The organism is Pseudomonas sp. P1.31, assembly GCF_001269815.1.
GTDB classification, from domain to species: Bacteria; Pseudomonadota; Gammaproteobacteria; order Pseudomonadales; family Pseudomonadaceae; genus Aquipseudomonas; species Aquipseudomonas rustica.
The window spans coordinates 66,556-90,871 of the sequence record NZ_LHVN01000012.1; the positions used below are offsets into that span (position 1 = coordinate 66,556).

The window sequence follows — 24,316 nt, forward strand, 5'->3', positions numbered from 1 at the left end:
GCGTAAGCCTTACTCGGCGTTCGCTTCCGGGGCTTTTTCACCGTGGGACAAGCTGTAAACGTAAGCGGCCAGCAAGTGAACCTTGTCGTTCCCTTGCAGTTGTTCCTGCGCAGGCATCTGGCCCTGACGGCCGTAACGGATGGTCTGCTGCAGTTGCGCGAAGCTCGAACCGTAGATGAACGCGGCCGGGTGAGTCAGGTTGGGTGCGCCCATCGCTGGCGTACCTTTGCCTTCCGGGCCGTGGCACGCCACGCAGTTGCCGGCGAACAGTTTCTGGCCGTTGGCGACATCCGCTTTGGTGCCTTCCGGCAGCTTGCGACCATCGAGGTTGCTCACCACGAACGCGGCAACGTCAGCAACGCCTTGCTCGCCGATCACTTCAGCCCAGGCCGGCATCACCGCGTGGCGACCGCCCATGATGGTGGTCTTGATGGTTTCCGGCTCGCCGCCCCAGCGCCAGTCGGCGTCGGTCAGGTTCGGGAAACCGTAAGCGCCCTTGGCGTCGGAACCGTGGCACACCGAGCAGTTGGAGGCGAACAGACGGCCCCCCATTTTCAGTGCTTGCGGATCCTTGGCGACTTCTTCGATCGGCATGGCGGCGAACTTGGCGAAGATCGGGCCGAACTTGGCGTCCGAACGGGCCATTTCCTTTTCCCACTCGTGCACGCCGGTCCAGCCGGTCTGGCCGTTGGCGAACGCGGTCTGCTTGTCGTTATCGAGGTAGTTGTACCCCGGCAGCAGGCCTTTCCAGTTGCCCAGACCCGGGTACAGCACCAGGTAACCCAAGGCAAAAATGATGGTGCCGACGAACAGCATGAACCACCATTTTGGCAGCGGGTTGTCGTACTCCTCGATCCCGTCGAAGGAGTGCCCGACCGTCTCTTCCGTCTGCTCGCTGCGCTGGCCCTTGCGGGTCGACAGCAGCAGCCAGGTCAGGGAAAAGATCGTACCGAGACTGAGGACTGTGACGTACAGACTCCAGAATGTAGTCATTCTTTGTTACTCCTAGAAGCTTGCTCGACGTGCTTGATGGCTTCGGGATCATCCGCGAAAGGCAGCAAGGTCGCGTCTTCAAACTCCGACTTGCGCTTGGGGCTGAACACCCACAGCGCCAGACCGATGAAGGCCACCATCACAACAACGGTGCCCAGGCCACGAATCATCCCGATATCCATCTAAATCACCGTTTGCTTTTGATGATGGTGCCCAGGCCTTGCAGATAGGCCACCAGCGCGTCCATTTCGGTTTTGCCCTTCACGGCATCCTGAGCACCGGCGATGTCTTCGTCGGTGTAAGGAACGCCGAGCGTGCGCAAGACTTCCATTTTTTTGGCCGTCTCCTTGCCGTCGAGCTTGTTTTCCACGAGGAACGGGTACGCCGGCATTTTCGACTCAGGCACCACGTTGCGCGGGTTGTACAAGTGCGCGCGGTGCCAGTCATCGGAGTAACGCGCGCCGACACGGGCCAGATCCGGACCAGTACGTTTGGAACCCCACAGGAACGGGTGATCCCAGACGCTTTCACCGGCAACCGAGTAGTGGCCATAGCGTTCGGTTTCAGCGCGGAACGGACGGATCATCTGCGAGTGGCAGCCGACACAGCCGTTGGCGATGTAGACGTCGCGGCCTTCCAGTTCAAGGGCGGGGCGTGGCTTCATGCCTTCGACCGGCTTGTTGGTGACGTCCTGGAAAAACAGCGGAACGATTTGAGTCAGGCCACCGATGCTGACGGCGATGACCATGAAGAAGGCCAGCAGGCCAATATTCTTCTCGACAGCTTCATGCTTCATCAGTGAGCTCCAACGACAGCGATCTGGGCGGCGGCTTCAGCTTCAACAGCGTTCGAGGCGCGCACGGTGCGCCATACGTTGTAAGCCATCAGGAACATGCCACTGGCGAAGAAAGCACCGCCCAAGGCACGCACGATGTAACCCGGGTGGCTGGCTTGCAGCGCTTCAACGAACGAGTAGGTGAGGGTGCCGTCATCGTTGATTGCACGCCACATCAGGCCCTGAGTGATGCCGTTGACCCACATCGAAGCGATGTACAGCACGGTGCCGATGGTCGCGAGCCAGAAGTGCGCGTTGATCAGGCCGACACTGTGCATCTGCGCACGACCGAACAGTTTCGGGATCATGTGGTAGATCGCGCCGATCGAGATCATCGCCACCCAGCCAAGAGCGCCGGCGTGTACGTGGCCGATGGTCCAGTCGGTGTAGTGCGAGAGCGAGTTGACGGTCTTGATCGCCATCATCGGCCCTTCAAAGGTCGACATGCCGTAGAACGCCAGCGAGACCACGAGGAAGCGCAGGATCGGGTCGGTGCGCAGCTTATGCCAGGCGCCCGACAGGGTCATCATGCCGTTGATCATGCCGCCCCAGCTTGGTGCCAGCAGGATGATCGACATCGCCATGCCCAGCGATTGTGCCCAGTCCGGCAGTGCGGTGTAGTGCAAGTGATGCGGGCCCGCCCAGATGTACAGGGTGATCAGTGCCCAGAAGTGCACGATCGACAGACGATACGAGTAGATCGGACGTTCGGCCTGTTTCGGCACGAAGTAGTACATCATCCCGAGGAAGCCGGTGGTCAGGAAGAAACCTACGGCGTTGTGGCCGTACCACCACTGAATCATCGCATCGGTCGCGCCGGAGTAGGCGGAGTAGGACTTGAACAGGTTCACCGGCAGGGACGCGTGGTTGACGATGTGCAGCATCGCCGTGACGACGATGAACGCACCGTAGAACCAGTTACCCACATAGATGTGCTTGGTTTTGCGCTTGGTGATGGTGCCGAAGAACACCAGACCGTAGGTGACCCAGACAATGGCCAGCAAAATGGCGATCGGCCATTCCAGTTCCGCGTATTCCTTGGTGGTGGTGTAACCCAGCGGCAAGGTAATGATCGCGCCGACAATGACCGCTTGCCATCCCCAGAAGGTGAAGGCCGCGAGGCTGTCGGAAATCAGTCGCGTCTGGCAGGTTCGCTGCACGACATAGTAGGAAGTGGCAAACAGTGCACAACCACCGAAGGCGAAAATCACCAGGTTTGTGTGCAACGGGCGCAGGCGTCCAAAGCTCGTCCACGGCAGACCGAAGTTCAACTCCGGCCAAACCAGTTGCGAGGCGATGAAGACACCGAGCCCCATGCCAAGGATCCCCCAGACCACCGTCATGATGGCGAACTGGCGGACTACCTTATAGTTATAAGCAGTCGGACTGATTGCTGTGCTCATTCTAAGGTTCCACGGTTTGGGTGTTTTATTAGGATTAAAATCGGCCGCAAGTATGCAGAGAGCAGGGGGTCATTGCAACGCGCCATGACCTGGGTCAATGCTTTCCAACGCTGATTCTGCGGCCTTTCCATGCGCCGCGTAAGGACAAAAATGCCCTTGAAAAAAAAGTCGCTGCGGATGAAAAAAGCGAGGGGTTCAGGTCGCTTGTAACGAGGTGTGTTCAAACGGCCGGTTTGGGTGACGAATGGCAATCGGCGCGACAGCCGGTATCTACTGGCCTTTGCGGCGAATCTGTCAGCCAATTCATCGAACACAACGCTCAGGATCGACCTGCAACCGGCATGAGCCAGTCCGCATCGAGCAAGCTTAGACCCGAATTCGGGGAACCGAAAGGCGAGGGTGTTAAGGGGTGCGACAAAAAGAAGCAGCTGCAAGCAGAAAGCTGCAAGCGACAAGATAGTTCAAGTCGCCCGCAGGATTGTATACAGTGCTGTTGATTTTACTTGGAGCTTTCAGCTTGAATCTTTTCGCTCAATTGCTCGCGATCTTTTGATAGGTTGTATACATAAGCAGCGAGCAATTGCACTTTATCGTTGCCCAAAAGCTCGTTTTGCGCCGGCATGTGACCCTGACGTCCATGGCGAATGGTCTGCTCGAGTTGGGTCAGGCTGGTGCCATAGATAAACCCGGCCGGGTGCGTCAGATTCGGCGCGCCCATGGCTTCGGTGCCTTGGCCGGTTGCCCCATGACAGGCTACGCAGGTGGTGCTGAACGCCTGCTGGCCCGCTTGCAGGTCAGCCTTGCTGTCGGCGGGCATCGGCAACTTGGCCAGATCATGACGCACATACGCGGCCACGTTCTTCACCCCGGCCTCGCCCAACACCTCGCCCCACGCCGGCATCGCCGCGACCCGGCCACCCATGATGGTGGTCTTGATGGTCTCGGCGTCGCCGCCCCAACGCCAGTCGCTGTCGGCGAGGTTAGGGAAGCCGAACGCGCCTTTGGCGTCCGAGCCGTGGCACACCGAGCAGTTGGAAGCGAAGAGGCGGCCACCCATTTTCAGCGCCTGCGGATCCTTCGCCACTTCTTCCACCGGCATGGCGGCGAACCTGGCGAAGATCGGCCCGAACTTGGCGTCAGCCTTGCTCATTTCCTTTTCCCACTCGTGAACGCCGGTCCAGCCGTCCTCGTAACCCGGGAGGATGCCTTTCCAGTTGCCCAGACCCGGATACAGAATCAAATAGCCCACGGCAAACACCAGCGTGCCGGCGAAGAGCATGAACCACCACTGCGGCAACGGGTTGTCGTACTCCTCGATGCCGTCGAAGCTGTGGCCCATGGTCTGGTCGACGCTGCCTTTGGTCTCGCCCCGGCGGGTGCCGATCAGCAACCACGTCAGGCCGATCAGGCTGCCGATGGTCAGTACGCAGATCCACGTACTCCAGAAGGTGGTCATGGCCGGGTACTCCTTGGTTCAGGTGCTTGGGTTGTTTCAAATGCCGGGGTAGTTTCGGGCTGTGGCTCGTCGGCGAAAGGCAGCAGACGTGCTTCGGCGAACTCCGGGGTGCGCTTGCGGTTGAACACCCACAAGGTCAAACCGACGAACGCGACAAACACGACAACGGTGCCTAAACCACGAATCAGCCCTGCGCTCATTTCAAAGACCATCGTGCTCACCTCTTGCTCTTGATCGCAGTGCCAAGCACTTGCAGGTAGGCGACGAGCGCGTCCATCTCGGTCTTGCCCTTGAGGCTGGCCACCGCGCCGGCGATGTCATCGTCGGTGTACGGCACGCCGAGGGTGCGCATGACTTTGATCTTGGTTTCGGTGTGGCTGCTGTCGACCGCTTGCGTGACCAGCCATGGGTAGGCCGGCATTTTCGATTCCGGTACGACGTTGCGCGGGTTGTACAAGTGCGCACGGTGCCAGTCATCGGAGTAACGCGCGCCGACCCGGGCCAGATCCGGACCAGTACGTTTGGAACCCCACAGGAACGGGTGATCCCAGACGCTTTCACCGGCCACCGAGTAATGTCCGTAACGTTCGGTTTCGGCGCGGAACGGGCGGATCATCTGCGAGTGGCAACCGACGCAGCCTTCGCGGATATAGATGTCGCGGCCTTCCAGTTGCAGCGCGGTGTAGGGCTTCATGCCTTCGACCGGTTTGTTGGTGACGTCCTGGAAGAACAGCGGGACGATCTGGGTCAGGCCGCCGATGCTCACGGCAAGCACCATGAGCAACATCAGCAGGCCGACGTTCTTTTCAATCGTTTCGTGTTTCATGGCGGACTCCTCAGGCCATCTGCGCGGCAGCGACGACGTCAGCAGGCTGCGAGGCCCGCACGGTGCGCCAGGTGTTGTAAGCCATCAGGAACATGCCGCTGAGGAAGATCGCCCCGCCAATCAGCCGCACGATGAAGCCAGGGTGGCTGGCCACCAGGGTTTCGACGAAGGAATAGGTCAGCGTGCCGTCCTCGTTGATGGCGCGCCACATCAGGCCCTGGGCGATGCCGTTGACCCACATGGACGCGATGTACAGCACGGTGCCGATGGTCGCGAGCCAGAAGTGCGCGTTGATCAGGCCGATGCTGTGCATCTGCGCCTTGCCGAAAATTTTCGGGATCATGTGGTACAGCGCGCCGATGGAAATCATCGCCACCCAACCGAGGGCGCCGGCGTGTACGTGGCCGATGGTCCAGTCGGTGTAGTGGGAGAGGGCGTTGACCGTTTTGATGGCCATCATCGGACCTTCGAAGGTCGACATGCCGTAGAACGCCAGCGAGACCACGAGGAAACGCAGGATCGGATCGCTGCGCAACTTATGCCAGGCGCCCGAGAGGGTCATCATGCCGTTGATCATGCCGCCCCAGCTCGGTGCCAGCAGAATCAGCGACATCACCATGCCCAGCGACTGTGCCCAGTCCGGCAGCGCGGTGTAGTGCAAGTGGTGCGGGCCGGCCCAGATGTACAGGGTGATCAGTGCCCAGAAGTGCACGATCGACAGACGATACGAGTACACCGGGCGCTCGGCCTGTTTCGGCACGAAGTAGTACATCATCCCGAGGAAACCGGCTGTGAGGAAAAAGCCTACGGCGTTATGGCCGTACCACCATTGCACCATCGCGTCGGTTGCACCGGCGTACACCGAGTAGGACTTGGTGAAACTCACCGGCAACTCAAGGTTGTTGACGATGTGCAGAATCGCCACGGTGATGATGAACGCGCCGAAGAACCAGTTGCCCACGTAGATGTGTTTGGTTTTGCGCTGCATGATCGTGCCGAAGAACACGATGGCGTAGGCGACCCAGACAATGGTGATCAGAATGTCGATCGGCCATTCCAGCTCGGCGTATTCCTTGGAGCTGGTGTAACCCAGTGGCAGGCTGATGGCCGCCAGCAGGATCACCAATTGCCAGCCCCAGAAGCAGAACGCGGCGATTTTTGGCGCGAACAATTGGGTCTGGCAGGTGCGTTGCACCGAGTAAAACGAACTGGCGAACAGCGCGCAGCCGCCGAACGCGAAGATCACCGCGTTCGTGTGCAGCGGGCGCAGGCGGCCAAAACTGGTCCAAGGCAAATTGAAGTTGAGTTCGGGCCAGACCAATTGGGCCGCGAGAAAAACCCCGAGCCCCATGCCGACGATGCCCCACACCACCGTCATAATGGCGAATTGGCGGACCACCTTGTAGTTGTAGGCGGTACTGATAGAAGTGTTCATGGTTCCCCATCCACGGTTCAGCCGAAGTGAGCCCGCGCAAAAGACGCGGCGAATCCTTCGTCTGGAGTTATAGGCAGACTAAAAGCGAGGCAAGCATGGACAAACAGCACAAGGCCAGTATTGACGGGGATCAATGGGCGCAGTGCGTGCGTGATCATGGGTGGCTTTGGGATGCTGCTCATGGGGAAGCTGCGGCGACGTTGATCCTTGCTCACGGTGCTGGTGCGCCGATGGACAGCGATTGGATGAACGACATGGCTGGGCGCCTTGCTGCTCTTGGGATTAACGTGTTGCGGTTTGAGTTTCCGTATATGGCGCAGCGGCGCGTTGACGGTGGTAAACGTCCGCCCAATCCGGCGCCGAAGCTGTTGGAGTGCTGGCGTGAGGTGTTTGCTGTAGTGCGACGTCATGTCACTGGGGTTTTGGCGATTGGCGGGAAGTCGATGGGGGGGCGGATGGCGAGTCTTTTGGCTGACGAATTGGGCGTGGATGCGTTGGTGTGTCTGGGGTATCCGTTTTATGCGGTGGGGAAGCCGGAGAAGCCTCGGGTTGAGCATTTGGCTTCTTTGCAGACGCGGACGTTGATTGTGCAGGGGGAGCGGGATGCGCTTGGCAATCGTGAAGCCGTGGAGGCGTATGCGTTATCGCCGAGTATCAAGGTGTTTTGGCTGGTGGCCGGGGATCATGATTTGAAACCGCTCAAGGCTTCAGGTTTTACCCATGAACAGCATTTGGCCAGTGCCGCGCAGAAGGTGGCCGAGTTTCTCAAGGGTTAATCGAGATCCCGAACCGCATAAAGATCGGCTCCCTTTCCCCTCGCCCCCTTGGGGGCGGTCCGACGTTTCGGGAGGGCTGGGGTGAGGGGGATCGATTTCAGCTGCGACATATTTTTTGAGTACATATCCATTGCTGCGGTAACGGCCACCTACGGTTTCGCCCTTACGGCGACTCACTTTTTTACAAGCGCCTAAAAAAGTAAGCAAAAAACGCTTGCTCCTACGTTCGGCCCGCTCGCTGGGGCTCGGGGTTCCTTCGCTGCGGGATCCATCCGGGCGCATCGCCTCCGGTTTGCTGCGCTGCACCTCCTCTCGATGTGTTTGGCTGCGCCAAACGGTCGCTGCGCTCCCACCCCCGGATGAATCCCTCCACTCAGCCTTCCGATGTCGCCCGTGGATCAAGATCCAAATCAAAAGCAGCAGCCGAGCTTGCGCTCATCCTGTTCAGTGGGGCGGCTGCGCCGCGAATCCATGTAGGAGCTGCCGCAGGCTGCGATCTTTTGATTTTGTTTTTGTAGGAGCAAAGCTTGCTCGCGAAGGCGGCCTGATAGCCGACCTGTCTCTTGCTGAACGCACCGGATCCCACTGTAGGAGCCAGCCTGCTGGCGATGGCGACCCATGAGCCGCCGAGTCTCTATCAGATGTACTCAATCCGTGTGGGAGCTGGCTTGCCAGCGATAGCGACCTACCAGCCAACCCATCCCTAACCGGTGTAACAAATCCCACTGCGGGCTTGCTCGCGAAAGCGTTCGGACAAACCACATCAAACTACTAGAGCAATCTCCGTCTCTTTCTGTCTTTAAACGTAATCCTGTGAGTGCGTTTAAATTACACAAACCGTTACGCCACAAGCCCTACAACGCCTTGCGCCGTTACTTACGCGTACGCCAGAATCCGCCGGCATACACGACCATGACTCGGGCTATATCGTTTCCCTGCCACTGCCCATCAGTGGTCGGGTTTAGTAGCCCGCATGGTTTTAGTAGGTGCATAAGTCCCATTAGGTCTGGCGTATCAGACTGCACTCAATGGTGGCTGTGCTCAGGGCGCTTTCGAGCGCGCCGGTCTTGCTAATTCCTCCGGTCTACTAACCTGCGCACAGCCGCCACCTTTCTTTTAGTAGAGAACGGTTTTATTCCATCTCACGCCCAAACCTGCAGTTCATCGCTCATCGATGTCCTGAAAGCGGATTCTGCCAACAACCCAGGGCTCAACGATTTCGCAATGTATGGTGCGCAAAAAAGATCCCCACTCGCTCCGGTTATGGGCGTCAGGGCCAGTGATTGTGAGTAGCAGGTACTCATCCCGAAAGGGGTCGTAGGCATAGATCAGCCAGAAATCGTTATCAGGATCACCCACCAATGCTGTGCGGTAGTACTGACGATTGATTGTTGCCCATTGAGTCTGAAGTGTCTGGCTACTTGCAAGGTGGATATGGTGCATATCGCTCAGGTCGAGTCGTTCGTCTCTCCCGAAAATGGCGGGTAATTCGTCGCAGATTTTGTAGTTGTAGAAGTGTGCCGCGAAGTTTTTCCAGTTATTGATTTGTTCAAAAAGTGTGGAAATTTTGATGGCTGGCATCCAGGCCTACTTTGTAAAAGGTAGCCTGCCAGTGATCACAAATTTATCGAACACTTTCTGCCCATCACGCGCGGCTTGCCGAACATCAAGGAATGTCAGTTCATCACGGACATCTTTTTTGTTGGGTTTGTCGGTTTTTCGGGTGGTGGCCATCGGAGCCTCCGAAGGATGTGTATTCATGCTGACCAGCTTATGTGAATTAATTTTGAGCGGCAAACAGTAGAACCCTGCTCAGAGATGGGCAAGTCGGCGGATTCTGATCGAGTTGTAGGACATGGAGCGCAGATGTGTAGGCACTGGAATATCGTCCTTTGATGGCTGCGATGGCGCGGGATGCATTTTCAGGTTGAGCGATTTTGTTTTAATCGTTTCAGAAAACGGGTTGAACATTTTTCGGCATTTCGCGTTGTTAAACATGATTGCTGACAGGTGTTTAAATTACACAAACCGTTACGCCACAAGCCCTACAACGCCTTGCGCCGTTACCTACGCGTACGCCAGAATCCGCCGGCATACACGACTATAGGCCGGGTTATATCGTTTCCCTGTCACTGAAAAACAGTGATCGGGTTTGGTAGCCCGTTTTGAGTTGTGGATATTGCGACACCTCCAATGCGGTCTCTTTTTTGAGCGTCGCTTTGTATGGTGGGCATGCGTGGGGCTCATTCGTGAGCGCCGGGTTTCCCAATTCGACCGGTCTACCAACCCGCGCATGGCCGCCACCCGCCGTTTGGTAGCGAGGGTGATGGCTCTCATTTTTCGAATTGGAGTTTCATCTACGTTCAAAGCCACGCCAAACCCCCCGGACGTCGAACCAATCCCGTACGACCCAACCCTCGAACCACAAAAGATAAAAGAAGCGACCGACCGCGCCATCAACTTCTATCTCAACCCCGGTTCATTGAAACTCTCAGTCCCTTCCCGCAAGACCAGCAAGATCTTCCTCATCGACCCCGCCGTGGACGAAGAAACATTACTCGTCGAGGCCTGCGAATCGCTAGCAGCCGCCAGTGACATGGCGCGTGAAATCGGCGATGTCGTCGACAACACACAACGCCGAGCCCTGTTGATGCTGCATCAGGTGATCATGCTGAGTGAGCTCATGGTCAATCGAGTCCTGGATGGCCGTCGCTTGCCGCACTAGCGATCCCGCCACGATCCCTTGTAGGAGCTGCCGCAGGCTGCGATCTTTTGATCTGCTTTTTAACAATCAAAAGCCGATCACAAGATCGCGGCCTGCGGCAGCGCCTACACGGTGTCATTTTTTCGCAGTGTTTCGAGGAGTTTCAGCTTATGTCCGAAACCACAAAACCGCTGGTCACAGATCCGGCTTCACCGTACGAATCATTCGATTCAAAGAAGCTCCACGCCGCCGCAGAACGCGCCCTCGACCATTACCTCGCACCCACGCAGATCATGGCCACGCCTTATAGTCCCAGCAGCATGTTCATGGTCAATCCGCAAACCGACACTGAATCCTTATTGGCGAATGCCTGTGAGTCATTGGCCTCGGCCACGGTCATGCTCGGTGACTTCGCCGGGATGTTGGAAGGCCCCAGCCGCAATACGCTGTTGGGCATTGCGCAGGTTGTGATGCTGGGGGAGTTGGCGGTCAATCAGGCACTGGATAACGTGGTGCCCAAGGGATAGGCACCAACAGTTCAGGCCTGATCGCGAGCAGGCCTGCCAGTTTCATTGATTTCACTTAGGCAACAAAAAGCCCGGACAGCTTTCGCCGTACGGGCTTTGAAGATCAAAAGATCGCAGCCTTCGGCAGCTCCTACGGGGATCGATGTAGGAGCTGCCGAAGGCTGCGATCTTTTGCTTTTAGCGGTTAAACCGCTCCACCAACGAGTACTGCGTATTCGCCGTCTTCGTCAGCTCTTCACTCAACAATGCCGAGTTATGTGCCTGTTCCGACGTCTGATCCGCCAGTTCTGAAATGTTGCTGATGTTGCGGCTGATCTCTTCCGCCACCGCACTTTGCTCTTCCGTCGCCGCTGCAATCTGCGTGGTCATGTCGGTGATGTTGGCCACCGCTTCACTGATCCCGACCAATGCCTGATCCGCTTCCAATACCCGCGCCACACCTTCTTCGGCCTGGCGATGCCCGGCTTCCATGGTTTGCACGGCGCTGGACGCGGTCTGCTGCAACTTGGCGATCAGGGCGTGAATCTGCCCGGTCGATTCGCTGGTGCGTTGCGCCAACTGGCGAACTTCGTCAGCCACCACGGCAAAACCACGGCCCATCTCGCCGGCACGTGCGGCTTCAATCGCGGCGTTGAGCGCCAGCAGGTTGGTCTGATCGGCGATGCCTTTGATCACATCAACCACGCCGCCGATTTCGTCGCTGTCCTTGGCCAGTTGAGTGACGGTCAGGCCGGTTTCGCCGACAACTACCGACAAGCGCTGAATGGCTTCGCGGGTTTCCCCGGCGATGTCACGACCGCGACCGGTCAGGCGATTGGCTTCCTGCGTCGCGTCAGCCGTGCGCTGCACGTGGCTGGCGACTTCTTGCGTGGTCGCGGCCATTTGGTTGACGGCGGTGGCGACTTGTTCGGTTTCCACGCGTTGACGTTCCAGACCGCTGGAGCTGTTGTGCGCGAGGACGTCGGACTGTTTGGCCTGATCGGTCAGGTGTTCGGCGGTGTCCTGCAAGCGGGTCAGGCAGGTTTTCAGACGTGCTTCCTGGCTGAGGATCGACATTTCCAGACGCGCCTGCGCGCCACGGCTGTCGGTGTACATCTGTGCGATCAGCGGGTCGGACGTGGTCTGCTCGGCCAGACGCAGCAGGCGCTTGAGCCCACGCTGCTGCCATTGCAGACCCATCAGGCCCAGCGGCACCGACAAACCGGCGGCGAGGGCGAAGCCCCAGTGCGAGTTGAGGGTCGCGCCGATCACGAAGCTCAGTTGGCTGACCAGAATGAACGGCAACCAGTCTTGCAGCACCGGTAGCCATTTATCGCTGGAAGGAATCGCCGACTTGCCCTGGTTGATGCGTTGATAGAGTGCTTCGGCGCGGCGGATCTGTTCGGCGGTGGGTTTGATCCGCACCGACTCGTAACCGACCACCTGATTGCCGTCGAATACCGGTGTTACATAGGCGTTAACCCAGTAATGGTCACCGGTCTTGCAGCGATTCTTGACAATGCCCATCCATGGCAAGCCTTGTTTCAATGTGCCCCACATGTGCGAGAACACCGCCGCCGGGACGTCGGGGTGACGAACCAGGTTGTGCGGCGCACGGATCAGTTCTTCACGCGAAAACCCGCTGATTTCAACGAACGCGTCGTTGCAGTAGGTGATCACGCCCTTGGCGTCGGTTGTGGAAATCAACCGCTGCTGAGCCGGGAACGTCCGTTCGCGTTGTGTGATGGGCTGGTTATTACGCATGGTTTTTCAATCCGCAAGGCTTTGAAAGGTTGTCGGCGGTCGCGGCGTTTTATTGAAATTATTTTTCAGATTTAAGAATGGCGTCGCAAAACGGCCATTGCTTCAACCGGCGAGCATCGGATAGGTGAACAGCGCAAAGTGCAGCAGATTCAGGCCGAAATGCGTGGCAATCGCCGCGCCCAGTCCGCCGAAACGGTAGGCCAGGCCATAACCGACACCGGCCAGACTCGCGAGCAACACCCACTGCCAACCGGCACCCAGATGCACCAGGCCGAAAATCAACGAGGCGAGCAGTAGGGCGAGGTTTTCGCCGTAAGGCAGGTTTTTGAAACGACGGCTGAGACCGCCCTGTATATAGCCGCGAAACAGCGCTTCCTCGACCAGCGTCACCAGGAGCAGATTGTTCAGCACCCATAGCCAGGCCTGATCGGGCCACTTCGGTGCCCACGCGATCACGCCGAGCAATACCGCGCCGCCGAGGGCGAGGATCACGCTCAAGGTCAGGGCGACGACGGTGGCGTAGACCGTCAGTCGCAACGAACGTCGCGCGACAATCCACGGGCAGACCAGCAACAGCCAGAAGCCAATCAACGGTTTGTCGAGATTGAGGTACATCGCGAATGGCACGGCGTCATCGGTGAAACGTTGCGGATCGATCACACGCGCGCTGGAGAAGCCCGGCAACCAGTGCAGCGCCAACGCTAACGCCAGCACGATGAACAGACCGTGACCGAGAAACCGCCCGACCGGCACCTGTTGCTGGCGCACGGCAAAGCCCGCGAAAATCAGTAGCCCAAGCGAGATCAACGCCAGCCAGCCGAGTTGGCCGTGGCTCAACGCCAAACCGTAGCCGAGGCTGAGAAGGGCCAGATAGAGCCATGGCAAAGCCTTCATCGAAAGTCCCTGTGCACATTTTGTGGAAGGGCTTTCTACACGGGCGAGGGCGTGGGGACAAGTGAAGTGTGGCGGCAAACCGGACACACAACCTGTAGGAGCTGCCGAAGGCTGCGATCTTTTGATTTTGGCTTTTCAAGATCAAGATCAAAAGATCGCAGCCTTCGGCAGCTCCTACAGGGATTTGTGTAGGGCTAGGGATCAGCGCAAGTTAAGTTTCGCCGCCGCACGTTCAGTAATTTCCGTGCGCAATTTCAACGAAGGCGCTGCACGCAGGCGGGCCTCATCGACAACAGCGCTCGGCGCCGTCTCCGGGCTGCCCGAGTCAAACGGCGGCGCCGGCGCATATTCCAGCTGCAACTGCACCAGTTGCGCGGTATCCGCACCCACCAACTCGGCCGCCAACACCAAGGCAAAATCAATCCCCGCCGTAATCCCGCCACCGGTAAACAGGTTGCCGTCACGCACCACGCGATCCTTCACCGCAATCGCCCCCAGCGTCGGCAGCAGATCGTGATACGCCCAGTGCGTGGTCGCGCGTTTACCCTTCAACAATCCCGCCGCCCCCAGCACCAGCGAACCGGTGCACACCGACGTCACGTATTTCGCCTGAGCAGCCTGACGCTTGATGAAATCCAGCGTCGCTTCATCCTCCATCAACACGCCGACACCGCCACCCCCCGGCACACAAATCACATCCAGATCCGGGCAATCTTCAAATGTCGTGGTCGGTTTCAGCAGCAAACCGGTGCTGGCGGTGACGGGCATCAGATCCTTCCAGATCAGATGCACCTGCACGTCCGGCAGCGAGGCGAGCACGTCATAAGGCCCGGTCAGGTCGAGTTGCTGAACCTGCGGAAACAACAGAAAACCGATCTGCAGCGTCATCGTTCTTGCTCCATGAAAAGGGGTGGACGGCTTCACTGTAGGCGCGTAGGTTCTGGCGCATACGCCAATAACCCCACGAATTACGCCAAATGCCCAAAACCATCCACGTACTCGCGTTTGCCAACATGCAGATCCTCGACGTTACCGGACCTTTGCAAGTGTTCGCCTCGGCCAACGACATCGCCCGCCAGCGCGGCTTGCCGATCCCCTATGCGCCAACGGTGATCGCCAGCGGCGGCGGGGCGGTGATGTCGTCGGCGGGGCTTGCGGTATTGGCCGAACCGTTGCCGCAAGAGGCGAGTGACACGTTGATCATCGCCGGCGGTTGGGGCATTTATCCTGCGGCCGAAGACGTGCCGCTGGTGGATTGGGTGCGCGAGCATGCGGCGAAATGCCGGCGGGTTGCCTCGGTATGTACCGGCGCGTTTCTGCTGGCGGCCAGTGGCTGGCTGGATGGTCGCCGCGTTGTCACCCACTGGACGCGTTGTGAACAATTAGCCCAGCAACATCCGAAACTGCAAGTCGAGGCCAATCCGATCTTCATCAACGACGGCCCCGTTTGGACGTCCGCCGGTGTCACCGCCGGCATCGACCTGGCACTGGCGATGGTCGAAGAAGATCTCGGCAGCGACATCGCGCTGGACGTCGCCCGGCATCTGGTGGTGTTCCTCAAACGCCCGGGCGGTCAGTCGCAATTCAGCGTGACCTTATCGCTGCAAAATCAGGGCAATCGTTTTGATGAACTGCACGCGTGGATCGCGGAAAACCTCACCTGCGACCTCGGCATCCCGACCCTCGCCGAACAAGCCGGGATGAGCGAACGCAGCTTCGTCCGCCACTACCGCGCCGACACCGGCCAGACCCCGGCGCGGGCGATCGAATTGATCCGCGTTGAAACCGCTCGGCGATTGCTCGGCGACACTGGATTACCGGTCAAACGCATCGCCGCCAATTGCGGGTTTGGCAGTGAAGAGACATTGCGCCGCAGTTTCCTGCGGGCGATTGGCGTGACGCCGCAGGCTTATCGCGAGCGGTTTTCGGTCAGTGCTGCAACAGATCCAGTAATGCCTTGAGGGATTCCCTACCCGAACAACACTTTCAACCAATGATCTTCGCCAACAATAGCGATAGGTACGCCGCTTTCTCTAAGTTCAACGGCCTTTTTGATTTTGGTGCCATAGCTGCTGTGCAACCATTGTTCGTTACCAATGTTTCCGACGACGAGGTAATGAACCTTTTTGCTGACAGAGCCACCGATCAGTCCACCGCGTTCGACGATCAAAGATTCACATTCCTTGCGCGGCCCATACGACATCACACCGGTAAACAGGAACACTCGATCAGGCAAGTTGAGTTCGGGGGCAGGATTATCGAAAGGGAGTGTTGCAGGCGCATAGGACATCTTTGCGGCGCTGATCGGCAAACCGGTGAATTGATGGAGCATGCCAAGCAATTCCACAGACTCGTCGGCATCCAGCACGCCATCGCTAAGCATGCCTTCAAGACGCCTGTAGAGAATATTGACTACCGGATCTTCCAGGTGCACCAAGTGCGTTTCGATCCAGGTTTTTAGAAACTCGGCTTCCTGCTGGTTAATCTTGCCGTCGGCGGCAAGCCCTGCAGCAATACCTGCAAGCGCATCCGCCGAACGCCTGTCGATCCGCGCTTCGTGAAAGAAACGGCTGTTTTGAAATTCCTGATGTAAATCGACCATCGATGCTTCTCCTTAAGCCTCAGCTTCCGCCACCTGATTGAAATACTTCGTCCGATCCGGCGTAAACGTCACCACCATTTTCGTCCGCGAGCACGTCAGCGCGCGTTCCTCACCCAGATCAATATCCAGATCCTCCCCACGCAAGCCTTGCCACTGTGCGAGGTATTTCAGTGAGCCGAATTTTTCGAGTTTTTTCAGGCTGCGGCTGACGCCTCCTTTCCAGCCGAGTACCGGCAGTTCGTTGGCGAGGCATTTGTCGGCGAGGTCGGGGAAGCGGGTGGCGCGCTGGCGGCCGATTTCCCAGCATTTGATCAGGCCTTTGTCGGCGTCTTCCCAGAGTTGGGTGCGGGTCAGGCCGCTGCGCAGCGGCGAGGTGATGGGGCGCTGGACGTGTTGGGTCATTCCGGTTCCTTGAAATTCGGGTTTTGTTGGACAGCTCCGCTGTGCCCGTTGGGTTTGATGGTAGGGGGGGATGTAACGGCTGGCAACAGGGTATTTCAGGGTGTGAGTGCGGTGTGTGGGGGGGAGACTTGTTAAGTCGCTGTAGTCCGCGGGCTGGCTCAAACTGTGGCGAGGGGATTTATCCCCGATGGGCTGCGCAGCAGCCCCAAAGTCAGAAAACTCGCTACTTCTGGGGGAATGAGTTGGATGGTTTTGGGGCTGCTTTGCAGCCCATCGGGGATGAATCCCCTCGCCACAGGAGATTTGTATTGGCTGATTAAATGTCGGTGTCAGTCCTACAAATGCGGATGTTTGTGGGGTATTTCCTACAGCCCCCGTCGAACATCACGGCTGCCATTCACTCTTTTCCCCATTCAATTTGCGATCCAGAAAACTCGCCGCACTGATCAACGCCAGATGCGTCAGCGCTTGCGGCGTGTTGCCCAGATGCCGCCCATGGCTGTCGAACTCTTCGGCGTACAGCCCCAACGGATTGGCGTATCTCAGCAATTGTTCAAATTCCAGGTGCGCCTTTTCCACCTGCCCGGCGCGGGCGAGGCATTCGACGTACCAGAATGAGCACGCGGCGAACGCGCCTTCGGTGCCGGACAGTCCATCAATATTGGCGTCATCGTTGCGATAGCGATAAACCATGCCGTCGCGCACCAGATGTTTTTCAATCGCTTCAAGGGTCGACAACCAGCGCGGATCCTTGGCACTGACGAAACGCACCAGCGGCATCAACAGCATCGAGCCGTCGAGCGCGGTGCCGCCCTTGTACTGGACAAAATGACCACGCTCTTCGTCCCAGAAGTTGTCCCAGATGTCGGCGTAAATCGCCTGCCGGGTCTGATCCCATTGCGCGAACGGTGCCGGCAGCGAGCGTTTCGAGGCGAGACGAATTGCCCGGTCCAGCGCCACCCAGCACATCAATCGTGAATGCAGAAAGTGGTGCTGTTCGCCGCGCATTTCCCAGATGCCGACATCGGTGGTCTGCCAGGTTTCGCAGACCTGATCGACCACTTCGCGCACATGCTTCCAGCCTTCGTGGGAAATCGCGTCACCGTACTTGTTGACCAGATACACCGCGTCCATCAGCTCGCCAAAGATGTCGAGCTGGATCTGGTCGTAAGCACCATTGCCGATACGTACAGGTTTTGCGCCGCCGTGCCCGGACAGATGATCCAGTTCGGTTTCCGGCAACTCCTGTTGCCCATCGATGGCGTACAAAATGTTGAGTTTCATCGGTTGCCCGTGGCAATCGCTGACCCGTCCGCGCAGCCAGCCCATGTAGGCGTTGGCTTCGCCGACGAAGCCCAGACGCATGAACGCGTAGACCGTAAACGAAGCATCGCGGATCCACGTGTAGCGGTAGTCCCAATTGCGCTCGCCGCCCGGTGTTTCCGGCAGGCCGAAGGTCGCAGCAGCGAGGATGGCGCCATGTTTGCGCGAGGTCAGCAGCTTGAGCGCGAGGGCCGAGCGGTTGACTATTTCTCGCCAGCGCCCGCGATAGATCGACTGGCCAAGCCAGTCGCGCCAGAACTTCAGCGTGCGCTCCATGCACAGTTGCGCGGCGCCTTCCTCGAAGCGTGGATCGTCTTCGCCACCGAGCAGGAATGCGGCGGTTTGATCTTGCTTCAAGGTGAATGAAGCGACCGCTGCATTGGCGTCTATCTGCAGCGCTTGATCCGAAGCCAGGCGCAGTGACGGCTGACCTTCGGCGCTGAAAATCACTGTTTGCTCATCCATCCGCGCATGCGTGTCGGCCCGCGCATAATCGTGGCGCACCGCGCAGCGCACGTGAAAAGTCGCCTCGCCGCTGACCACACGAACCCGACGGATAAGCACCGGCAAATCATCCTCGCTGTCGCCCACCGGCAGCAGATCGGTGACTTCCACCACCGCGCGTTCGCTCAGCCAACGGGTTTGCAAAACGTTGGTGTCGGGCAGGTAAATTTGCTCGCGTCGCGCATCGGGCAAGTCCGGCGTGATCTGGAAAATCCCCGCTTCCGGCGTGTCCAGCAATGAACAGAAAATCGACGGACTGTCGAACTCCGGCCAGCAGAAAAAATCCACGCTGCCGCGATCGTTGACCAGCGCTGCACTGCGCATGTCGCCGATGATGCCGTGGGCGTCGATGGGGCTTTGTCGTTCCAGGTGATGCTCAGCCATTGCCGCGAAACTCCGGATAGAGGCTCATGCCGCCGTCGATGAACAGGGTGGTGCCGACGATGTAATCGGAGGCGTCGGAAGCCAGAAAAACCACCGCGTTGGCGACGTCTTCGACATCACCGATACGGCCGTAAGGAATCAGTTTAAGCAGCTCTTGTTCAGCATCGCCGGTCGTTGCCGCCGCATTGATCGGCGTGCGAATCGCCCCCGGCGCGATGCCGTTGATGCGAATGCGTTGATGGCTGACTTCCTGCGCGAGGGTTTGCATCAACTGATCGACGCCACCCTTGGACGCCGCGTAATTGACGTGGCCGGCCCAAGGAATGCGTTGGTGCACCGAACTCATGTGGATGATCTTGCCGGCGGCGCGGGAGACGCCTTCGCGGACGCCCTGAAGATTGAAAATCCGCAGCGCGGCGCGGGCGCAGAGGAACTGCCCGGTGAGGTTGACGCTGATCACCGCGTTCCAGTCGTCCAGCGACATATCCACCGCCGGCGCGTCTTTCTGCATCCCGGAGTTGGCGATCAGAATGTCCAGTGAGCCGAAGGCATCGAGGGATTGGGCGAATAGTCGTTCGACATCGGCTTCCTTGGAAACATCAGCACCGATGGCCAGCGCCTGACCGCCGTCGGCGATGATCTGCCGGGCCAGTGCTTCAGCGGGCTCTGATTGACGGTTGTAATTGATGACCACCGCAGCACCGGCAGCGGCGAGGGCTTTGGCGGCAGCGTGGCCGATGCCGGAGCTGGCGCCGGTGATCAGGGCTACTTGTCCGGTGAGGGAGATGTGCATGCGATGGCGCGCCTTGAGTGAGGGCCTATTTAGCTGACTGGTCTGGGGCGTTGAGAGTTCAGAGGCGAGATCAAAAGATCGCAGCGTGCCGCAGCTCCTACAGGACTTTTGACCTTCCTCACGCCTGAATACGATACCGCGCGCTGTGTTTATGCCATTCCTGGTTGCCCGCAATCCACGTGGTCAAACCTGTCAGGTAACGCCGCACTAAAGGGTCGGCTCCTTTCAGTAGCCGTTGTTCCAGCGCCACGTATTCGCGCATGACCGCATCATGAATATCCGCAGTTTTGTCGATGGCTTCCTGCAGCGAGCAGTCATGTTTGGCCGCCAGCAAGTAGGGCAGTTTGAAATCGCCCGTTTCGTTGAGGTGTTCTTTGTAAGCCGAATACAAGTCGTTGAGCAGCGTGGTGGCGAGGGACGCCAGTGCGCAAACGCGTTGCATCTCTGGCTTGGCGTAGACATTGGCCGGCACCTCATAGCCGCCGATGGGATCGATCAGCACCTGACAAGGCCAGAAGCTGTTGACCTGCCGGCTGGCCAGATACTCGGCGATGGTTGGCTTTGTGCCGTAGAGACGCCACGGCCCTTCGGCCGCCATGGCGACAAACATGGCGATGGTGATTTGTCGCACGCGGGCGACCTGCGATGGCGTGCAGAAATGTGCAACCCGCTTCATGTACGCGAGCAATCCTCTCAAAACGGGATCGTTCCTTTGCTGTTGCAGGAGTTCTTTTTTGTAGGGGGGAGGCAAGTAGACCGGGTCTATTCCGGTGACGGCAAATGACAACTTCTCGGCGACTTTTTCGGGGCAGCCACCCAACGATTGATCGTCGCAATAATGATCGTCCACCGCGAACAACGCCGCGAAACACTGGGCTGCCAGCAACAACCTCTTCGGATCATCGGTATCTGCATGGCACAACATTGCATAGCGACCAAAGTCGCTGGCGCGGATTTTTTCCTGTTTGCCGGCAAAGATACCGATGCGTGTTATCCACAGCATCAGGCGCTTGTTGACTTCCCGACCCAGCGCTTCATCGATGCGGGTCGGCGGCGGGCAGAGCAGCGCACGTACAACGAAGGGCGGGACAGCGGCGCGTGCTTGAACGGTGATTGGGGACTGATTCATGGCGAACTCCTTCGGCGGTGAAAGCGATCAGTCGTTGTCATTGAGCAGCGTTTATAAAAGCGCTTTTTGCCCGAGAAGCGCACCTGTCAGACCTGACAGGTGCGCACGATTTTGCGACGAATGGTCGAGGTGCCAACGGCGCTCGGGATGAGCTGCGAAGCCTTCACATTCCACCAACAATTCCCCACTTCCACGCCACCCGACCCTATGGCAACTTGGCGGCCCTTGATGAGGCTGTAACCGATGGCAAACCCCTACCGCGAATTGTTCAACGCCCCCGGCGCCCGAAATTTTGTCCTGGCCGGGATGATCGCGCGCATGCCGATTTCCATGACGGGCATCGGCGTGATCACCATGCTTTCGCAGTTGAAGGGTGGTTATGCGCTGGCCGGTGGCGTGGCGGCGACGTTTGCCTTGGCCACGGCGTTTTGCGCACCGCAGGTGTCGCGGCTGGTTGACCGTTTTGGTCAGCGGCGGATTCTGCCGGTGTCGGCGTTGATCGGTGGCGGGGCGCTTTTGTTGTTGTTGCTGTGCACGCGGTTGCAGGCGCCGGTCTGGACGCTGTTTGTGTTTGCCGCGCTGGCCGGTTGCATGCCGAGCATGTCGGCGATGGTGCGGGCGCGCTGGACCGAGATCTATCGCGGTCAGCCGCAATTGCAGACGGCGTACGCGCTGGAATCGGTGCTGGATGAGGTGTGTTTTATCGTCGGTCCGCCGCTTTCAGTTGGTCTGTGCGTCGCGGTCTTCCCCGAGGCCGGGCCTTTGGCCGCGTTGTTGGCGCTGGCGATTGGTGTCACGGCGTTCGTCGCCCAGCGCAGCACTGAACCGGCGGTGCATCCGCGTGAGTTGCAGCATCAGGGTTCGATCATTCGCTCGACCGACATTCAATTGTTGCTGGCGCTGATGATCGCCATGGGCATCATCGTCGGCGTGGTCGATGTGGTCAGCGTCGCGTTTGCCCAGCAGCAGGGGCAGCCGGCGGCGGCGAGCATTGTCTTGTCGGTTTACGCGATTGGCTCGTGCATGGCCGGCATCGCGTTTGGTGCGATGCGCTCGAAACTGCCGCTGCCACGCTTGTTTTTGTACGGCGGCGTGGCGACGGCGGTGACGACGTTGCCGCTGTTGTTGGCCAGTAATATCGTCGGGCTAGCCATGGCGGTGTTTGTTGCTGGTTTGTTTTTCGCGCCGACATTGATTGTGGCGATGGCCCTGGTTGAACGCATCGTGCCGCCGGCCAAGTTGACCGAAGGGCTGACGTGGCTGGTGACGGGGTTGAGTATCGGCGTGGCGATTGGTGCGGCGGGCTCGGGGGCGTTGGTCGATGCATTTGGCGCGCGCAGCGGGTTCTGGCTGGCGATTGCGGCGGGCGCGGTGGTGCTTGGCTCAGCCGTGCAAAGTTACCGCCATCTCAAGTAGGAGCTGCGGCACGCTGCGATCTTTTGATCTTTAAAGTCAAAAGATCGCAGCCTCGTTTTACTCGACAGCTCCTACAAAAGGGATCGAGTTGGGTTACCACCCCCGACCCGAATTCACCCAGAAATTCACCGACAACGACGTCGATACCGACTCCACCTGATGGAACCAGCCCTCCGGCAAAAACAGCAAATCCCCAGCCTCCAGCGTCACCCGCAAAAACGTCACGTCGCGCGCCTTGGGGAAGCGCTGATAGTCCGGCGCATCCGGGTTGAAATCGCAGCCATCCAGTCCACCCTCCGGTGCTGTCGACCACGTGCCCAGGGCTTCACGGTGATGCGGCGCGGCGAGGGTGAAGGTCTTCTGCCCCCAGACCTGCGCGAACAAATTATCGGTGTCGTCGCGGTGCAGCGGCGTCAGTGTGCCCTTGGGCCCGATCCAGATTCGCGGCGGAATAAACAGCGACGTATCGAAGTAGGCCGGGTACTTGATCTGCTGCATCAACGCCGCCGGCAAGATGTTGTTGCCCATGTAGGCGGGCGGCTCACCGTCCGTACCTTTGACCGCCGGACTGTCCAGCGAAGCGATGAAATCGGCCATCGACGTCGAACGAAAATCCCGTTCGGTGGAGAAGGTTTTCTTCACGTAATCGCCATGGCGGGTGATGCCTTGCAGCTCGGCGAAATGCACCAGCGATTCTTCGCGGCTGAGTTTGAACAGCGGCCAGTCGTGCAATGCGTTGCTGATCACCACGGGAATACCGTGGGGCAAATAACGGCTTTTGAACTCAGTCACCGATAGCTCCTCGCGGGCACGCCGTTCGACGTTGACCTGGGTCGGCAGGCTGGCGGTGAGCTTTTCGCTGAAGCGCGGCGGTGTCGGGTAGCGCTTGTTCATGTCGACTTTTTCAGCGACCGCACCGCCACCGTTTCGAGCATGGTCGATGATCTGCGGCAGCATCGTCGCCAGCCCCATGTTGCCGCCAATCTTCAGGCGACCGCTGGCGAACAGTTCCTCGACGTTGGCCATGCCGGCCATGATCCCGAGGAAATCCTGTTCCGCGACTTCAATGGTCACGTCCGGGCTCGCATGGCGCCCGGCCTCGGTGCGGCTGCTGGCCTTGACCTCAGACCAATAAGCCAACTGCGGGCTAAAAACGAATTGGAAAACACCTTCAATACCGACGGCGCCGGCATTGGCGAACAGTTTGCTCAGGATGCTCTGCAGATCCACGGTGAATCCTCGTTATTGGTTTTATCTGAACGGTTAACGAGCACCTGTGTGGGCGATTTAGCCGGCGTCGACTAATTTGCCCGGGCACTGAACCGTTTCTCTCTACAGACGAATTTTTTTGAGGGAAGAGTGGTGACCCAGCTGACTTTGCTGTGCCTGCCGTATTCCGGTGCCAGTGCGATGGTCTATAGCCGCTGGCGACCGAAGTTGCCGCAATGGCTGCAGCTCAAACCGGTGGAGCTGCCGGGGCGTGGTGCGCGCTTTGACGAGCCGCTGCAGACCGACATGCGCGCCTTGGCCATGCAATTGGCCAGGGAGTTACAGCCAACATTGAAGACACCTTATGCGTTGTTCGGTCATAGCCTCGGTGCGTTGCTGGCCTGCGAAATGGCCCATGCGCTGCGTGCCCTGGGTTGCCCTGAGCCGGTGGCGTTGTTCGCGTCCGGCACGGCGGCGCCGACTCAGCGCGCCGACTACGATCGCGGATTTGCCATCGCCAAGACCGACGCCGAACTGATCGAGCAACTGCGCACGCTCAATGGCACCAGTGAAGAAGTGCTGGCCAATGACGAGTTGATGAGCCTGACCCTGCCGATCCTGCGCGCCGACTTCCTGCTGTGCGGCAAATTCGAGCCGCAGCAACGCCCGCTGCTCAACTGCCCGGTGCATGTGCTCGGCGGCAAGGCTGACCGCGCCACCACCGAGCAACTGATCGGCTGGAGCAAGGAAACCTCGGGCAGTTTCTCCGTAGACATGCTCGCCGGCGGGCACTTTTTCATCCATGAACACGAAGCCAAAGTGCTCAAGGTGATCAAAGACCAGCTCGACGTACACCATCGCCGCCACGCCATGGCCGCGACCGCCTAACCCCATTCCTGTAGGAGCTGCGGCACGCTGCGATCTTTTGATTTTAAAGATCAAGATCAAAAGATCGCAGCGTG

25 protein-coding genes are annotated in these 24,316 nt (G+C 58.8%); 6 read left to right on the plus strand and 19 right to left on the minus strand.

Annotation, left to right across the window (positions count from 1 at the left end):
* Positions 1-9: 9 nt before the first annotated feature.
* The 8 genes from ccoP (AD669_RS08785) to ccoN (AD669_RS08825) form a co-directional block, all read right to left on the minus strand.
* The gene (ccoP, locus tag AD669_RS08785) at positions 10-993 is read right to left on the minus strand and encodes a cytochrome-c oxidase, cbb3-type subunit III (RefSeq protein WP_053118790.1); all 984 of its coding nucleotides are present in this window, start codon (positions 991-993) and stop codon (positions 10-12) included.
* A complete protein-coding gene (locus AD669_RS08790; RefSeq protein WP_003175465.1) occupies positions 990-1,175 on the minus strand; it encodes a CcoQ/FixQ family Cbb3-type cytochrome c oxidase assembly chaperone in 186 nt (61 codons plus the stop codon). Before AD669_RS08790 ends, ccoP (AD669_RS08785) begins: the two co-directional genes overlap by 4 nt.
* 5 nt (positions 1,176-1,180) lie before the next feature.
* The gene (gene ccoO, locus AD669_RS08795; protein WP_053118792.1) at positions 1,181-1,789 is read right to left on the minus strand and encodes a cytochrome-c oxidase, cbb3-type subunit II; all 609 of its coding nucleotides are present in this window, start codon (positions 1,787-1,789) and stop codon (positions 1,181-1,183) included.
* Positions 1,789-3,231: a cytochrome-c oxidase, cbb3-type subunit I gene (ccoN, locus tag AD669_RS08800; RefSeq protein ID WP_053118794.1), complete on the minus strand. Its 1,443-nt coding sequence runs from the start codon at positions 3,229-3,231 to the stop codon at positions 1,789-1,791. Before ccoN (AD669_RS08800) ends, ccoO (AD669_RS08795) begins: the two co-directional genes overlap by 1 nt.
* A gap of 499 nt (positions 3,232-3,730) precedes the next feature.
* Positions 3,731-4,687 (minus strand): cytochrome-c oxidase, cbb3-type subunit III, encoded by a 957-nt coding sequence (gene ccoP / locus AD669_RS08810; protein ID WP_053118798.1) that lies wholly within the window; start codon positions 4,685-4,687, stop codon positions 3,731-3,733.
* On the minus strand, positions 4,684-4,899 hold the full coding sequence (locus tag AD669_RS08815) for a cbb3-type cytochrome c oxidase subunit 3 (RefSeq protein ID WP_053118838.1): 216 nt from the start codon (positions 4,897-4,899) through the stop codon (positions 4,684-4,686). Before AD669_RS08815 ends, ccoP (AD669_RS08810) begins: the two co-directional genes overlap by 4 nt.
* A gap of 5 nt (positions 4,900-4,904) precedes the next feature.
* Positions 4,905-5,513, minus strand: a complete 609-nt coding sequence (ccoO, locus tag AD669_RS08820; RefSeq protein ID WP_053118801.1) for a cytochrome-c oxidase, cbb3-type subunit II — start codon at positions 5,511-5,513, stop codon at positions 4,905-4,907.
* 10 nt (positions 5,514-5,523) lie between these two features.
* The gene (ccoN, locus tag AD669_RS08825) at positions 5,524-6,948 is read right to left on the minus strand and encodes a cytochrome-c oxidase, cbb3-type subunit I (RefSeq protein ID WP_053118803.1); all 1,425 of its coding nucleotides are present in this window, start codon (positions 6,946-6,948) and stop codon (positions 5,524-5,526) included.
* Positions 6,949-7,043: 95 nt separating this feature from the next.
* On the opposite strand from ccoN (AD669_RS08825), the gene AD669_RS08830 reads away from it, so the two are divergent.
* The gene (locus tag AD669_RS08830; RefSeq protein ID WP_053118805.1) at positions 7,044-7,724 is read left to right on the plus strand and encodes an alpha/beta family hydrolase; all 681 of its coding nucleotides are present in this window, start codon (positions 7,044-7,046) and stop codon (positions 7,722-7,724) included.
* A 1,161-nt stretch (positions 7,725-8,885) separates the two neighbouring features.
* Here the strand turns inward: AD669_RS08830 and AD669_RS08835 are convergent.
* Positions 8,886-9,305, minus strand: coding sequence for a type II toxin-antitoxin system YafO family toxin (locus AD669_RS08835; protein WP_053118807.1), 420 nt, complete (start codon positions 9,303-9,305; stop codon positions 8,886-8,888).
* Between the two features lie 6 nt (positions 9,306-9,311).
* The gene (locus tag AD669_RS28570) at positions 9,312-9,458 is read right to left on the minus strand and encodes a hypothetical protein (protein ID WP_172680093.1); all 147 of its coding nucleotides are present in this window, start codon (positions 9,456-9,458) and stop codon (positions 9,312-9,314) included.
* A 592-nt stretch (positions 9,459-10,050) separates the two neighbouring features.
* On the opposite strand from AD669_RS28570, the gene AD669_RS08840 reads away from it, so the two are divergent.
* Both AD669_RS08840 and AD669_RS08845 read left to right on the plus strand, forming a co-directional pair.
* Entirely contained in the window at positions 10,051-10,449 is a 399-nt protein-coding gene (locus tag AD669_RS08840) for a DUF6124 family protein (RefSeq protein WP_053118840.1), read from the plus strand.
* Between the two features lie 149 nt (positions 10,450-10,598).
* The gene (locus AD669_RS08845; RefSeq protein ID WP_053118809.1) at positions 10,599-10,955 is read left to right on the plus strand and encodes a DUF6124 family protein; all 357 of its coding nucleotides are present in this window, start codon (positions 10,599-10,601) and stop codon (positions 10,953-10,955) included.
* A gap of 177 nt (positions 10,956-11,132) precedes the next feature.
* Here AD669_RS08845 and AD669_RS08850 read toward each other — a convergent pair whose 3' ends face one another.
* From AD669_RS08850 to inhA, 3 genes are all read right to left on the minus strand, one after another.
* Positions 11,133-12,698, minus strand: coding sequence for a PAS domain-containing methyl-accepting chemotaxis protein (locus tag AD669_RS08850; RefSeq protein WP_053118810.1), 1,566 nt, complete (start codon positions 12,696-12,698; stop codon positions 11,133-11,135).
* A gap of 102 nt (positions 12,699-12,800) precedes the next feature.
* Entirely contained in the window at positions 12,801-13,592 is a 792-nt protein-coding gene (locus tag AD669_RS08855; RefSeq protein WP_053118813.1) for a CPBP family intramembrane glutamic endopeptidase, read from the minus strand.
* Positions 13,593-13,793: 201 nt separating this feature from the next.
* The gene (gene inhA / locus AD669_RS08860; protein WP_053118816.1) at positions 13,794-14,480 is read right to left on the minus strand and encodes an isonitrile hydratase; all 687 of its coding nucleotides are present in this window, start codon (positions 14,478-14,480) and stop codon (positions 13,794-13,796) included.
* Between the two features lie 89 nt (positions 14,481-14,569).
* On the opposite strand from inhA, the gene AD669_RS08865 reads away from it, so the two are divergent.
* Positions 14,570-15,553 carry a GlxA family transcriptional regulator gene (locus tag AD669_RS08865; RefSeq protein ID WP_053118818.1) on the plus strand — a complete coding sequence of 328 codons (984 nt, stop codon included), beginning with the start codon at positions 14,570-14,572 and terminating at the stop codon, positions 15,551-15,553.
* A gap of 8 nt (positions 15,554-15,561) precedes the next feature.
* Here the strand turns inward: AD669_RS08865 and AD669_RS08870 are convergent, their stop codons facing one another.
* The 5 genes from AD669_RS08870 to AD669_RS08890 all read right to left on the minus strand — a co-directional run bounded on the left by AD669_RS08870 (position 15,562) and on the right by AD669_RS08890 (position 20,729).
* Positions 15,562-16,194: a BRCT domain-containing protein gene (locus AD669_RS08870; protein WP_053118820.1), complete on the minus strand. Its 633-nt coding sequence runs from the start codon at positions 16,192-16,194 to the stop codon at positions 15,562-15,564.
* A 12-nt stretch (positions 16,195-16,206) separates the two neighbouring features.
* Positions 16,207-16,596 (minus strand): hypothetical protein, encoded by a 390-nt coding sequence (locus AD669_RS08875; protein WP_053118822.1) that lies wholly within the window; start codon positions 16,594-16,596, stop codon positions 16,207-16,209.
* A 384-nt stretch (positions 16,597-16,980) separates the two neighbouring features.
* Entirely contained in the window at positions 16,981-18,807 is a 1,827-nt protein-coding gene (locus AD669_RS08880) for a glycoside hydrolase family 15 protein (protein WP_053118824.1), read from the minus strand.
* Complete coding sequence (locus tag AD669_RS08885; protein WP_053118827.1) at positions 18,800-19,600, minus strand: glucose 1-dehydrogenase; 801 nt, start codon at positions 19,598-19,600, stop codon at positions 18,800-18,802. The genes AD669_RS08880 and AD669_RS08885 overlap by 8 nt, the downstream gene beginning before the upstream one ends.
* A gap of 118 nt (positions 19,601-19,718) precedes the next feature.
* Positions 19,719-20,729: a hypothetical protein gene (locus AD669_RS08890; RefSeq protein WP_053118829.1), complete on the minus strand. Its 1,011-nt coding sequence runs from the start codon at positions 20,727-20,729 to the stop codon at positions 19,719-19,721.
* A gap of 243 nt (positions 20,730-20,972) precedes the next feature.
* Here AD669_RS08890 and AD669_RS08895 point away from each other — a divergent pair, with 243 nt between their 5' ends.
* Positions 20,973-22,145, plus strand: coding sequence for an MFS transporter (locus AD669_RS08895; protein WP_053118831.1), 1,173 nt, complete (start codon positions 20,973-20,975; stop codon positions 22,143-22,145).
* Between the two features lie 93 nt (positions 22,146-22,238).
* Here AD669_RS08895 and AD669_RS08900 read toward each other — a convergent pair whose 3' ends face one another.
* Complete coding sequence (locus AD669_RS08900) at positions 22,239-23,375, minus strand: cupin-like domain-containing protein (RefSeq protein WP_053118834.1); 1,137 nt, start codon at positions 23,373-23,375, stop codon at positions 22,239-22,241.
* Positions 23,376-23,507: 132 nt separating this feature from the next.
* Here AD669_RS08900 and AD669_RS08905 point away from each other — a divergent pair, with 132 nt between their 5' ends.
* A complete protein-coding gene (locus AD669_RS08905) occupies positions 23,508-24,242 on the plus strand; it encodes a thioesterase II family protein (RefSeq protein ID WP_172680094.1) in 735 nt (244 codons plus the stop codon).
* Positions 24,243-24,316 lie beyond the last annotated feature (74 nt).